This window comes from Mesobacillus sp. QJM3NY_10 (assembly GCF_056173465.1).
This window is the reverse complement of sequence record NZ_CM149675.1, coordinates 731603-745690: the sequence shown is the minus strand read 5'-3', so window position 1 is coordinate 745690 and position 14088 is coordinate 731603. Positions and strand designations below refer to the sequence as shown.

9 protein-coding genes, 1 pseudogene and 1 riboswitch are annotated in these 14088 nt (G+C 43.8%); of the genes and pseudogenes, 6 read left to right on the top strand and 4 right to left on the bottom strand.

What is annotated here, in order from left to right:
• Positions 1-268: 268 nt before the first annotated feature.
• Both AC0VX7_RS03730 and AC0VX7_RS03725 read left to right on the top strand, forming a co-directional pair.
• Positions 269-5824 (top strand): pullulanase, encoded by a 5556-nt coding sequence (locus tag AC0VX7_RS03730; protein ID WP_475426736.1) that lies wholly within the window; start codon positions 269-271, stop codon positions 5822-5824.
• Positions 5825-5948: 124 nt separating this feature from the next.
• Positions 5949-6743, top strand: coding sequence for an alpha/beta fold hydrolase (locus AC0VX7_RS03725; protein WP_475426735.1), 795 nt, complete (start codon positions 5949-5951; stop codon positions 6741-6743).
• A gap of 85 nt (positions 6744-6828) precedes the next feature.
• Here AC0VX7_RS03725 and AC0VX7_RS03720 read toward each other — a convergent pair whose 3' ends face one another.
• The 3 genes from AC0VX7_RS03720 to AC0VX7_RS03710 form a co-directional block, all read right to left on the bottom strand.
• Positions 6829-7020, bottom strand: coding sequence for a hypothetical protein (locus tag AC0VX7_RS03720; protein WP_215034261.1), 192 nt, complete (start codon positions 7018-7020; stop codon positions 6829-6831).
• A gap of 237 nt (positions 7021-7257) precedes the next feature.
• The gene (locus tag AC0VX7_RS03715; RefSeq protein WP_475426734.1) at positions 7258-8982 is read right to left on the bottom strand and encodes a methyl-accepting chemotaxis protein; all 1725 of its coding nucleotides are present in this window, start codon (positions 8980-8982) and stop codon (positions 7258-7260) included.
• Between the two features lie 147 nt (positions 8983-9129).
• Positions 9130-10728 (bottom strand): amidohydrolase, encoded by a 1599-nt coding sequence (locus AC0VX7_RS03710; RefSeq protein ID WP_475426733.1) that lies wholly within the window; start codon positions 10726-10728, stop codon positions 9130-9132.
• 155 nt (positions 10729-10883) lie between these two features.
• Positions 10884-11060: riboswitch (Lysine riboswitch) on the bottom strand.
• 108 nt (positions 11061-11168) lie between these two features.
• Between AC0VX7_RS03710 and AC0VX7_RS03705 the strand changes: the two genes are divergently transcribed.
• From AC0VX7_RS03705 to AC0VX7_RS03695, 3 genes and pseudogenes are all read left to right on the top strand, one after another.
• The gene (locus AC0VX7_RS03705) at positions 11169-12074 is read left to right on the top strand and encodes a nuclease-related domain-containing protein (protein ID WP_475426732.1); all 906 of its coding nucleotides are present in this window, start codon (positions 11169-11171) and stop codon (positions 12072-12074) included.
• A 779-nt stretch (positions 12075-12853) separates the two neighbouring features.
• On the top strand, positions 12854-13105 hold the full coding sequence (locus AC0VX7_RS03700; protein WP_475426731.1) for a helix-turn-helix transcriptional regulator: 252 nt from the start codon (positions 12854-12856) through the stop codon (positions 13103-13105).
• 30 nt (positions 13106-13135) lie between these two features.
• Positions 13136-13258 (top strand): annotated as a pseudogene (locus tag AC0VX7_RS03695) (GntT/GntP/DsdX family permease); the annotation flags it as partial.
• Positions 13259-13304: 46 nt separating this feature from the next.
• Here AC0VX7_RS03695 and AC0VX7_RS03690 read toward each other — a convergent pair.
• Entirely contained in the window at positions 13305-13499 is a 195-nt protein-coding gene (locus AC0VX7_RS03690) for a hypothetical protein (protein ID WP_475426730.1), read from the bottom strand.
• Between the two features lie 140 nt (positions 13500-13639).
• Here AC0VX7_RS03690 and AC0VX7_RS03685 point away from each other — a divergent pair, with 140 nt between their 5' ends.
• Positions 13640-14062, top strand: a complete 423-nt coding sequence (locus AC0VX7_RS03685; protein WP_475426729.1) for a VOC family protein — start codon at positions 13640-13642, stop codon at positions 14060-14062.
• Positions 14063-14088: the final 26 nt, after the last annotated feature.

Below are 14088 nucleotides of genomic sequence, written 5' to 3'. Positions count from 1 at the left end.
AATACTTTTATCCTACCCTCCTGTCAAACCATGTAGATATTTGGTACTATTTACATGCAATCAGCCTCCCCTCCTACCATTGCTGGCCTGGTTGAAATATTGTAAAATCAAGAAGAAAGCAATTTGCAAGCGTTTGCATGATTTAAAAGATTTTAAAATTTTTTACCCAGTTGTGCAAACGGTTTCATTTAGATTCCAGATACATAGAAAGGAGGATCATTTCTATTACTCTAGCTACATCATTCAATCTAGGGAGGAAAAAATCCGTATGAGAAAAAGCATAAAACGCAGCTTTTCTATTTTTATGACGGCGATCATGATTTTGAGTTTATGGCTTCCTTTTATACCTGTACAGCAGGCTAATGCTGAAGGAACCACTGTAACCTCAGAATCGACTGATCGCAAGGTGCGCTTTACTTACATTCGTGAAGACCAGAATTTTGGTGAATGGAATATATGGACCTGGAATACAGGGGTACAAGATGGCCAGGTTGATTTTACAAAAAAGGAAGGCAGCAAAGCTGTTGTTGATATCCCCGTAGGCCCTGATTCTGCACAGATGGGCTTTGTTCTTCGCAGTACTTATAACTGGGATACTGCACAAAAAGAATTTGGAGACCGTTTTATTAACGTCAACAAAAACGATTCCATTACAAAAGCATTCATCACAAGTGGTGTAGAACAAATTCGCATCGTTCCCGATGGATCTGCTCCAGTCATTGATAATGGAAATGCAACTTTCTTCTATCGTGATAAAGAGCTTTTCGCTAACGATGCAATGAGCACGATTGAAAAAGTAGAATTGAAGTTCAATGGCGAAACCCTTCCAATGACGTACGAGCCAGAGAATGAGAGATTCGTAGTTTCATATGAAAACATTCCTAACGGAACAAGTGAGTACACATATCTAGTAACAAAGGATGGCGTTACGAATGAAGTAACCGATCCTTACAATACGGTTGATGGTGCTTCAAAAATCACCTACGCTAGCGCTGACCTGGCTGTTTCAGGCTCTGTCCATCCGGCAGAAATTGATTACAACCAAAACGCTGTGTTGACTGTAGATGTACAAGGATTGACTGATGGCGTGGAAATCAGCAAGATCACTGCTGATGTTTCTGAGCTTGGTGGATCAAATGCTCTTGAAATCGACCCATCGTTAAAAGAAGTTACGATTAGCGTCGATGACAACGTAACAGCAGGCACAAAATCCATTCCACTAAGTGTTACCGATTCATTCGGAACTACACATAATGGGACAGCAACTGTGAACGTGAAAACAAGACAGTCCGTTGGCGAAAATGATTTTGACTGGGACGAGTCCATCATTTACTTCATGCTGACTGACCGTTTCTTTGATGGGGATTCATCTAACAATGATCCTTATGGATTGAACTATGACACTACTGACCGCGGTACGTATCAGGGTGGAGATTTTAAAGGAATCACTGAGAAATTAGCCTATCTTGATGAACTGGGTGTTAACACAATCTGGATCAGTCCGATCGTTGAGAATGTTAAACACAATGTCCGCTACAACGAAGGTGACCCTTCCTATTATGGATATCACGGGTACTGGGCTAGCAATTTTGGTGAATTGAACCCCCACTTCGGGACAATTGAGGAATTCCATAACCTGATTGACGCTGCCCATGAACGCGGAATCAAGATTATGGTTGATGTGGTATTGAACCACACTGGTTATGGCTTAAAAGACATTGATGGTTCTGTCGATAATCAGCCAACTGGATACCCAACAGATGAAGAGCGCAGCACTTTCAGCAGCCTGCTCCGTCAGGGTGCAAATGTTGGAAGCGATGAAGTCGTTGGCGAATTAGCTGGACTTCCTGATTTTAAAACAGAAGATCCTGAAGTACGCCAACAAATCATTGATTGGCAAACAGATTGGATTGACAAAGCGACAACTACTAATGGCAACACAATCGACTACTTCCGTGTGGATACAGTGAAGCACGTTGAAGATGCAACATGGATGGCATTCAAGAACGCGATTACTGAAAAAATGCCTGAACATAAGATGATTGGTGAGGCATGGGGAGCAAGTGCAAAAGACGATTATGGCTACCTAGAAACAGGTATGATGGACTCGCTGCTTGATTTTGACTTTAACAACATTGCTCATTCATTTGTAAGCGGAAACCTGAAAGCCGCTAATGATGCGTTAATATCACGAAACACGAAAATTGATAACACGGCAACTTTAGGCCAGTTCCTTGGAAGCCACGATGAAAATGGATTCCTATTTGATGCAGGTAATGACAAAGGCAAGCTAAAAGTTGCTGCTTCCCTGCAGGCAACAGCAAAAGGCCAGCCAGTTATTTACTACGGTGAAGAACTTGGACAATCTGGAGAAAACAACTATCCGCAATACGACAACCGTTATGATCTAGCATGGGATCAGGTTGAAGGCAATGATGTCCTTGCACACTATAAAAAGATTTTGAACTTCAGAAGCGATCATTCAGAAGTGTTCGCTAAAGGAGAACGTACAGCAATCGGCGGCACAGATGCTGATAAGTTCATGATTTTTGCTAGAAAGCACGGAAATGAAGCTGCATATGTTGGCTTGAACGTTGCTGACGCTGCAAAAGAAGTCACCATGACTGTTGATGGTGAAAACGCAGTTGTGACAGACCACTATTCAGGCAAAACATATTCTGCTGCTGATGGGAAAGTAACATTAACAATTCCAGCAAAAGCTGATGGCGGTACTGTTTTACTAACAGTTGAAGGCGGCACGATTACAGCTGCTGCATCTGCTGGTACTGGATATGGCGGCGGAGATGGAACTGTTGAGACAATCCCTGCGAACCATGTCCGTATCCATTACAAGCGTGATGACAACAACTACCAAAACTTTGGAGCATGGCTGTGGAACGATGTAGCGTCCCCTTCTGCCAACTGGCCGACAGGTGCTACGATGTTTGAGAAAACAGACAGCTACGGTGCATACATTGACGTCGAGCTTGCAGAGGGCGCAAAGAACATCGGCTTCCTCGTCATGGATGTAACAAAAGGTGATGCTGGCAAAGACGGCGGAGACAAAGGCTTTACCATCACTTCACCAGAAATTAATGAAATTTTCATCAAGCAAGGCGATGACAAGGTTTACACTTACGAACCAGTCAACCTTCCTGAAAACACAGTCCGCGTTCACTATGTACGTGACAACGCTGATTATGAAAACTGGGGTCTTTGGAACTGGGGCGATGTCGCTGCACCTTCTGATGGCTGGCCAACAGGAGCGGCTTCCTTCACTGGAACGGACCGTTATGGTGCGTATGTTGACATTAAGCTAAAAGAAAATGCGAAAACGATCGGAATGATTACGCTCAATCGAACAAACGAAGACAAAGACGGCGGAGATAAATCTTTCAACCTGCTGGATAAGTACAATCATGTATGGGTCCGTCAGGGCGATGACAATGTCTACGTTTCACCATATTGGGAGCAGGCAACTGGTCTCACATCAGCTGAAGTGATTTCCGAGGATACGATTTTACTGAGCTTTACCATGACTGACGGCTTAACAGCTGAAGATCTGAAATCGAAACTGGAGATTAAAGACGCAGACGGTACAACTGTTGAGATTGAAAGTGTGAAGATTGCAGGAGACAAAAAAGTAGAAGTAAAAGCTCAATTTGATTTAGAAAAGCTTCCTTTGTCCATCACGTATTCGGGCAGAACTGTTTCTGCTTCATCGGGCTGGAGAATGCTTGATGAAATGTTTGCTTACGACGGCGATGACCTGGGTGCCACTTACAAAGACGGCTCAGCAACATTGAAGCTTTGGGCTCCTAAAGCAAGCAAGGTTGTGGCGAACTTCTTTAACAAGGACAATGCAGCAGAACAAATTGGCAGCATCGAGTTAACGAAGGGTGAAAAAGGAGTCTGGTCTGCTGACGTTGCTCCTAGCGACCTGAATGTAACTGATCTCGAGGGTTATTTTTACCAGTATGAAGTGACAAATGACGGAGTGACTAAAAAGGTTCTTGATCCTTACGCAAAATCAATGGCAGCCTTCACTGTGAATACGAAGGGTGAAGCTGGTCCGGATGGTGACACCGTTGGTAAAGCAGCGATTGTTGACCTGAGCGGAACAGATCCTGAAGATTTCGATCATGCAAAAATCAAAGGCTATGAAAAGCGTGAAGATGCAGTCATTTATGAGGTTCATGTACGTGACTTCACATCTGACCCTTCTATTGAAGGTGACTTGGACGCTAGATGGGGTTCTTACAATGCCTTTATTGACAAGCTGGATTATATTAAAAAGCTTGGCGTAACACACGTTCAATTACTGCCTGTTATGGCGTGGTATTATGGCGATGAAACGAAGATGGGCCAAAGAGAACTTGACTACTCTGCTGGCGGCAACGAATATAACTGGGGCTATGACCCACACAGCTACTTCTCGCCAGATGGCGCCTATTCAGAGGATGCAACGGATCCTGAATTACGCGTAAAAGAACTGAAAATGATGATTGATGCAATCCATGATGCTGGAATGGGTGTCGTCCTTGATGTTGTCTACACTCATATGGCACAATCCAGCCAGCTGAATGATATCGTTCCTAACTACTATGCGTTCCAGGACGCACAAGGAAACTTCCTTGGCGGCTTCGGAAACAACCTGGCAACAAGCCACAAAATGGCTGAAAAGCTGATGGTAGATTCAGTGAAATACTGGTTTGAAGAATACAAGATTGACGGTATGCGATTCGATATGATGGGTGACGCAACCTACCCTTCTATCCAAAACGCATATGATGCAGCTGCATCTGTAAATCCTGATGCATTGTTCATCGGTGAAGGCTGGAGAACATTTGCTGGCCACATCGCCGAGCCAGAACTAGCTGGCATGGGTGCTGACCAGGATTGGATGGATAAAACTGATGATGTTGGTGTATTCTCTGATGAGATCCGCAACGAATTGAAATCAGGCTTCGGCTCAGAAGGTGAGCCTCGATTCCTGACTGGCGGCGCTCGTGATATCAACACGATTTTCAACAACATCAAAGGACAGCCTGGCAACACAGCCGATGACGATCCTGGCGACATGGTCCAATACATCGCGGCACACGATAACCTACCGCTGTACGATGTCATTGCCCAGTCGATTAAAAAGGACCCGGCCATTCCTGAGAACAACCTGGAGATCCACAAGCGCATCAGACTTGGAAACTCCTTGATCCTGACTTCTCAAGGTACTGCTTTCCTTCACGCAGGCCAGGAGTATGGAAGGACGAAGCAATGGAAAGGTGAAGGCGTTCCTGAGCAAAAGTATCATGAATTGGCTGATGAGCAAGGCAACCCATTCGGCTACTTCATCCACGATTCATATGATTCTTCCGATGCGATTAACATGTTTGACTGGCAAAAAGCAACAAACAAGAAAGAATACTCAGTTAACACAACGACACAAGCCTACACTCAAGGCTTGATCGAGCTGAGAAAATCAACGAACGCTTTCCGCCTTGGCGAGAAAGAACTCGTTGACAAAAATGTCAAATTGCTTGACCTGCCTGAAATCAACGATAACGACTTAGTTATCGCATACGAAAACGTATCTACCGATAAGACTGGTACGTACTATGTATTCGTCAATGCTGATATGAAAGCTCGCACGTTGACTTTAGGAGACCTTGACTTCTCTAAAGCTAAGGTTGTAGTCGATAACGACGAAGCAGGCAAAACACCTGTATCCAAGCCATCCGGATTTAAGATGAAAAATGGCAAGTTAACTCTTGATCCATTGACGACAGTGGTCATAAAAATGGACAAAAAGGGCAAGAAGAAATAATTTTCACACGGCAGGTATCATCTTTACCAGATGGTACCTGTCGTTATTTTTGCCTCAATAGTTTACTAACATCAGCATCAAGGGTATCATTATTATCACAACAAGTACGCCTAAGGAGAATCGGATGCTAGATTACAGATTGTATAAGGGCCGCGGCTCGGAGTATATTGTTCTGCTGCACGGAATTGGCGGGAACTCGAATATTTTTTACAAGCAGCTAAAACCATTCCTGAAAAAATATAATATTGTCGCGATTAACATGCCTGGGCATGGGAAGTCACCTGACATAGATTCCTATAAGGGCAGGTTTTCTTTTGATTTGATTATCAGCGAGATTCTCAAGATAATGGACCACCTTTCAATCCGCAAGGCCCATTTTGTCGGCGTTTCACTGGGAACGATCATCGTCCATCATCTGCTGCAGACGGAACCCGGACGAGTGAGATCAGCAGTCCTTGGAGGGGCGATCACCAGATTAAACCTTTTTGGAAAATCACTGATCAAACTCGCCTGGTTAATAAGGAACTTCATTCCATTCATGTGGCTGTACCGCATACTGGCTTGGATTCTGATGCCTCGTGGTAACCATAAAGGCTCAAGAAAATTTTTCATCCAGGAAGCCTATAAGATGAAACGAAAAAATTTCCTCGCGTGGTATCCTCTTGCCGGAGATGTCGAAACCACCTATAGCAATGTGCAGGAAAAAAGCGCAGATGTCCCAAAGCTTTATATCTCAGGTGCTGAGGACCATATGTTTGTCAGGGAAGTAGCAGAAGACCTTCGCGGGGATGAAAGCTCCGAGCTGGTGATTCTGGAGCATTGCGGCCATGTCTGCAATATTGAAAAAGCCGAAGAGTTCAACGAGCTGTCACTCGAATTCATGGATAAGCATGAAATCAAACAAGCCAATATTAGTTAGACAGAAAAGCGTAAGTGCAAAAAGTCTATACTTTTAAAAAGATAAAAATAGGGAATGAGCTAAGCAGCTCATTCCCTTTGTTTAATTAATAATAAAACGGATATCTAGGCGGCGGGCAGCACGGGTAAACTGGCGGGTATGGAGGATAGAAAGGTCGCGGATAAAATAACGCTCCGCCTAACAAACCACCAGCCAAACCACCTAAAAACGGCAATCCAAAGCCCCAGCCGATAAACCTCTGATCCTGCGAACGATAAGGATGTCTGTATGCACGCATACGGCTTACCTCCCTCTTCTCTTTTTGTATTCACTAACTTTATATGCGTTTATCACGGCTTTGGCTTGGGCGAATGCACCTGTGGGAGGGATGAATCCTATTGGAGACTGCTTTGGTAAGTGCTCCAATACGCTTCATTGGTGAACTCTTTTTCCAAAAACTTGATTTTCCGGGCACCAATCCACCATTAAAAAAAGAAGCATAAGAACGCTCATCGTCCTCATGCTTCTCCCTAATTTAAATTTTAAACTTCGCGACCATCTCTCTCAGGTTCTCCGCCAGACTTGCTAGTGAAGCTGATGAAGAGGACACCTCTTCCATTGATGCCAGCTGTTCCTCCGTTGCGGATGCGATTTCTGCAGTGCTTGCTACGGAATCACGGGCGATTTTGGTCACCTCTTCGATTGAGGCATTTACCTGCTGGACACTTGCCGACATTTCCTCAGATATCGCGGATACCTCTTGGATTTCCTCGCTGACATTTTCGATCGATTTTAGAATTTCCTCAAAGGTACGGCCCGTCTCCTCAACTAAAGACGAACCTTCAGAAATCTCAAACGTTCCTTTATTCATCATTTCCACAACCTGATGAGTTTCTTTTTGAATAACCTCAATCAAGCCGGAAATCTGGCTCGCAGATTGTCTCGATAACTCAGCCAGTTTCCTGACTTCATCAGCAACAACTGCAAAGCCCTTTCCATGCTCACCGGCCCTTGCCGCTTCGATGGCTGCGTTCAGCGCCAACAAGTTCGTCTGGTCAGCGATGCCTGTGATGACTTCGATGATTTTGCCGATTTCCGCTGATTTCCGATCCAGGTCTTTGATAACCCCATTGGTTTCGCTTGTCGTATTATTGATCGACTTCATTTTTTCAATGACTTTTTCCAGAGATTCCTGGCCGACCTGTGCTTGTTTTGCCGTTTCAGCCGCAGACTCGGCAACGGTAGAGGTCGTTTCGGCCACTCGCTGGATCCCGCCTGACATCTCGCCTACCGCTTTCGCACTTTCTTCTGTATTTTTGCTCTGGACCTCGGCACCGCCAGCAACCTCCTGGATGGCTGTTGCTACCTGGTTTGTAGCAGAGTTGGTCTGTTCCGCACTTGCCATCATTTCTTCAGCCGATGCCGCAACCTGCTCCGATGTACTGCTTACCTTGAAAATCAGTTCCCTTAAATTGGTCGTCATCTCGTTAAAAGCCGCGGCCAACTCGCCGATTTCATCTTTATTCTTCACATTCAATTTTTCAACAGCCAGGTTCCCTTGCGCCACTTGCTTTGCTGCTTGCGATACCAGCTGAACCGGCTTGGAAATCATTCGGCTTATTTGCAGCGCAATGACGATTCCCAACACAAACGCCGCTGCACTGAGCACAATGATGAGCAAGGCTACTTTCTTAACATCACCAGATAACGTTTCACCCGTTAATTCCAGAGCGTCTTGCTGGTACTCAATCGCGTCCTCAGCAGCAGAATTCAGGCTGAAGATAAGCGGATTTCCTTTTTCCTGCATCAATAACCTGACCTTGACCATTTGTTCATCTCTTATTAAAAGAAAAGCCTCTGAAGCCACCTCATAATATTGCGCCTCAGCTGCAACAAGGTTTTCTCCTACCTTTTTTCCCTCAGCTGATTCTTCTGAGCTTAAATATTTCTTAGAGCTTTTATCAAAATCTTCTACCGCACCTTCAAATTCAATCAGGCTTTCTCCATCACCATTAGCCATATACTTTTGGAGTGCCAGTTGCTCCCTCATGATGGCATCCTTCATCTCAACAATCAGATTCAGCTTTTCCATCCGTTCATCAATGGATGACGAATACTGGCTGTTCATCTTGTTAAACTGAAAGTTCGTGATGATTGCCACGAGCGCCAACAAAGTTAAAACCGAGAAAAAGCCGGTCAATAGTTTAGCACGAACACTGAATCTCATCTGTGGTTTTGTGAACCTTTTTTTGAATTTCATTTTCCGCTCTCCTGTCCAGCAATAGATTAAATTACCACTCTTACCTACTATTTCGGTTCAAATTCAGAAAATTTTAGGACTTTAGCCATAAAAATAAAAAGGACGGTTCTTTCTTCCGAATGGAAGTTAAGAACCGTCTCCATATTTCTAATTGAGCCTGCGATATTTGATTTCTCCGCCAATGATCGTCATTTCAATTTCCATCGATAAAAGTTCATCTGCATCTGTCATTTCAAATGGATTTTTGGAATAAACGGTCAGATCTGCTAATTTTCCCCGTGCAATAGTGCCTTTCACCGTCTCTTCGTTTGTTGGATAAGCTCCTAGTTCGGTGAAGAGTCGGAAAGCATCGACCATCGACAGCTTCTGCTCCGGCACGTAGCCAGCGTGAGTTTCCCCCGGCTTTTTCCTTGTTACTGCCGCATGGATTCCCAAAATCGGATCGACTGGTTCAACCGGAGAATCAGAGCCTCCGGCACATATGACACCTGCTTCCATCAAGGTTTTCCATGCGTAAGAAAGCTTGATTCGTTCTACGCCGAGACGCTCCTGAACCCATGGGAAGTCACTTGCGATAAAGCGCGGTTGGATATCGGCAATTCTGCTTGGCGACTTTAGTCTAGGGATCAATTCCTCTCGTAAAACCTGCGCATGGATTAGCCGGTCTCGATAAGCCACTGCCTGGAACTTGTCCAGCACGTCGAGAACATTCTCCAGTGCCTGGTCGCCAATTGTATGGACTGCAATCGGCATGTCCAGTTCCCGTGCACCTTTCACGATTTCATATAAATGCTCCTGGTCATACATCGCATCACCATACTGACCTGGCGCATCGCTATATGGTTCTGACAACAGCGCGGTTCTCCGGCCAAATGCTCCATCGGCAAAAATTTTCACCGCACCGATTTGCAGGGTATCATTGCCATAACCAGTGTACATTCCAGCTTCTTTTAGGTTTGGTAAAAACTCATGGTTGATTAGGAGATTGCTGCGCAAACCGAGCTGCTCTCCATTTAAAAGTTCATTGAATAGGTCCCACGTTTTTTCAAGTCCGCCAAGATAGAGTGGATCATTCGTATGCACGCTCGTCAGCCCTTTACTCATGGCAAAATGCATCGTCTGTCTCATCGCTTTTTTCCAGTCGTCGTACGAGCGTTCAGGAATGTGCTGTCTGACCAGATTCGCCGCTGACTCGAGGAACAGTCCCGTCGGCTGCTTGGTGATTTCATCGAGTACGATTGTGCCGCCCTCCGGAACCGATATCGACTGATGATAGCCGCTCACTTCGAGCGCCTTGCTGTTGACGAGGGTCGCATGCAGGCACGTCCTTGTTAAAAATAACGGGTTGGCTGGCGCCACATAATCCAGCTCTGCTATCGTCGGAATCCCTCCGTCGGTAAAAAGATTCTCATCCCAGCTGCTGCCGACAATCCATTCGCCCGGCTCAAGCTGGCTGGCTTTTTCCTGAATTTTTGCCAGCATCTCATGTTTGGTCGTGATTCCGACAAAATCGAGATTGATAAAACTATCCGCCATGATGGACAGGTGAAGATGGCTGTCAATCAAGCCTGGCGTAACTGTCTTCCCTTCCAGGTCAATGGTTTGTGCCTTGCTGCCCCATTGCAGCACCATATCCGCGGTAGTTCCCATATCGATAAAACGGCCATTTTCGATGACCACAGCCTGTACAATTGGATTGCGTGAATTGAATGTATAGATCGTTCCATTTTTATAGATGGTTCTCAAGAAGATTCTCCCCTTTGGATAGATAAAAATTGTGAATGCCTGGGGAGTGCGTTAGGAGTTTGATAGAAGGGGATAATGGAAAGGCTTTTGTCTGCAAAAAAGCAATGACAGAAAATAACCTATCATTGCTTTTACAATATACGTTATCCTCCATTTCGATCAGTAGTTCTCCATGCACAAACCCCGCATGACAGTCTGCTCCTTGTTCAGAAAGCATCCCAGCAGTAATCAGTTTGACCCTGATTACGCTTCGGCAAACAACCCTTTCAGCCACCATCAACGATGTCATACTCCGATGGACTACTTTTGTTATTCGCTCCTCTACCTCACCGACCTGATAAGATCATATGAAATTAGCTTAATAGTATCATAAATGTCCAAGAATGTTCACTGATTTTTATTTGACAGTCTTTTAAAATGAAAAAGAAAGGAAGTGGAATATGATAGTAAAAGAAAGAACCAAACCGGAAGAATTAGAGATATTGGAAGCTTTGAATCGCAGAATGGAACTGGAAGAGAAAGATGCCCAAAACCTGAGAACGCTTGAAAAAGGGTATGAAGGTGAAGTGCAGTTTGACAAATGGTTTACGAATTACCGAGTTGAGAGTCTCATTATCAACGACCTGCTCCTCGAAGTGAGTGGCACCCTTTTTCAAATCGATTCTCTCGTGATTACACAGGACCGCCTACACCTTTTTGAAGTAAAAAACCTTGAAGGGGACTATTATCTGGATGGTGACAAATTTAAAACAGTCGCAGGGTTAGAAACCAAAAACCCCCTACACCAACTAAATAGAGCAGAAACACTCCTGAAACAACTGCTGAAGAGCCTGGGATTTTACACCCCACTTGAACCTCACCTCGTGTTCATCAACCCTGAATTTGCCCTACTGCAAGCACCATTAAAATCACCCATTATTTTGCCAAACCAACTCAACCGCTTTATGAATAAAATGAACAGAACCTCATCAAAATTAACGAGCAAGCATACCAAGCTGGCCGAGGCTCTATTGTCATTGCATATTACGAAATCACCATATAGCAGAGTACCAGGTTATGATTTTGGTATGTTGAGGAAAGGGGTTATTTGTGGAGAGTGCGGGGAGTTTTTGGAGGTTTTCGAGCGAAAGCGGATTATATGCAATCATTGTGACTCCAGGGAACCGGTTGATTCTATGGTGCTACGCACTGTTAAAAGCTTTCAATTACTCTTCCCGGATCGGAGAGTAACCACATCAGCAATTTTTGAATGGACATATGGGATTCTGCCCAAGAAAGCCATAAGAAGAGTCTTAAAGAAAAACCTCTTAGTCAAAGGAGAGTGGATTTCAACTCATTATGAGTAAAATACAAAGCCCGGAAGAAGTATCGCCTTCTTCCGGGCTTTTATGTGACCTTTAACTCCACGATTGCTTCCCTAAGGGCACATTATCTCCTTTTATGTGACCTTTAACTCCACGATTGCTTCCCTAAGGGCACATTATCCCCTTTTATGTGACCTTTAACTTCACGATTGCTTCCCTAAGGGCACATTATCTTCTTTTATGTGACCTTTAACCCCACAATCTCTTCCCTAAGGGCACATTAACTCCTTTTATGTGACCTTTAACCCCACGATTGCTTCCCTAAGGGCACATTAACTCCTTTTATGTGACCTTTAACCCCACGATTGCTTTCCTAAGGGCACATTATCTCCTTTTATGTGACCTTTAACTCCAAGATTGCTTCTCTAAGGGAACATTATGTCCTTTTATGTGACCTTTAACCCCACGATTGCTTCCCTAAGGGCACATTCCCTTTATTTATGTGATCGTAATCTTTTATCCCTATTTTAATTTAACCCTTTTACTTTTTGAAAGAGTTTACTTTTCATCCGAAAAATGGCTTGCTGATTCTATTACTTTTTCAATATCATCTCTTATTTTTTCTTTTTCTAGGAGATGCTATGATAGTTCTTAGAATGCATCAGTGGGAACAAAATAAGAAGGTACACGATTCCTTATAAATTCTTGCTGGATTCACAGCATGCAAAAAGTGAATAAAAAGTAAATAATATATATAAAATCAGCTAAAACATAAAATGGTAGTGTGACGATTTTTATTCAGCTAGCACTATGCGAAAAATATGAGAAAAGGGGATAACTCCATGAACATTACTCATGAGTTAGGAAAAACCATTAAAAGACTGCGAGCCGAACAACAATTGACACAAGAGGACCTGGCTTTATACAGCGGTATAAGTTTACAATCTATCAGCGATATAGAAAGCGCTAAGTATGATCTAACACTCGATGATCTTTTTAGAATTGCAGTGGCTTTAGGAATGAAACCAACAGAACTTGTAATAGAAGTTGAAAAAGCAATGAACCTCCGTTAGGTTTAGTCCAAAAGAATTTCATAATAGAAATGGATGTTCAAAGAATACTTTGGTCTTAGCATGAAAGAAACATTCGCAACATGGACACTGCTTGAAACGATTATTTCAGTAGCAGGATTAGGATTTATTTTGTTGCTTTGCCTGTTTGTATAAACGAAAAGGTCAGCCCGATTATGAAGGGCTGACCTTTTTTAAACTCCTAAACAAACCACCTAATATAAACCCCAACGGCAATGAATGATAACAAAATAACCACCACATAAATCATTGTCAGGTTCGTCGTGTTTTTTTTCGTGGCTTTGCTATATTCCTCGTCTCCCTTGCCGGACAATAACAATGTTGCCAGCAGTGCTCCAATGAGAATAATGATGACTAAAACAAGACCAAGGGTCATGTAAACACCTCTTAATTTAATATCATCTTAATTATAACAAACTACATCGAAAGTCTGAGAAATTCTCATTCCTATCTCCGACCTCAAATGTGTTTTTTTACAATATTATAAAACTAAAGTATTGAAGCGAGGTGCTGAAGATGAAGAAATCTTGGTCTGAAAAAATGCCTGCTGTCCAATTCAGGATTGCACGGCCAACGGATCAGTTGGAAAAGGTCGTTGAATTTTATCGTGATGGTGTAGGGCTTGAAGTAGTAGGTTCATTTGAAAAACATGATGGCTATGACGGGGTGATGCTTGGCCTGCCTGATTTGAGCTATCACCTTGAGTTTACCCAGCATGAAAATGGCAGTCCCTGTCCCGCGCCCACAGAAGACAATCTATTAGTCTTCTACATTCCTGACAAGGAAGCGCTAGACGCAATCGCTGGGCGGCTGCATGATATGGGCTATCCGGAAGTCGAGCCGGAAAATCCGTATTGGAAAAATGCCGGTGTGACGATTGCCGATCCCGATGGTTGGAGAATCGTGCTGCAGAATACTGAAGGGCTCGGCAGTAACTAAAACGAAAAGGCACCTCTGCGGGGCTC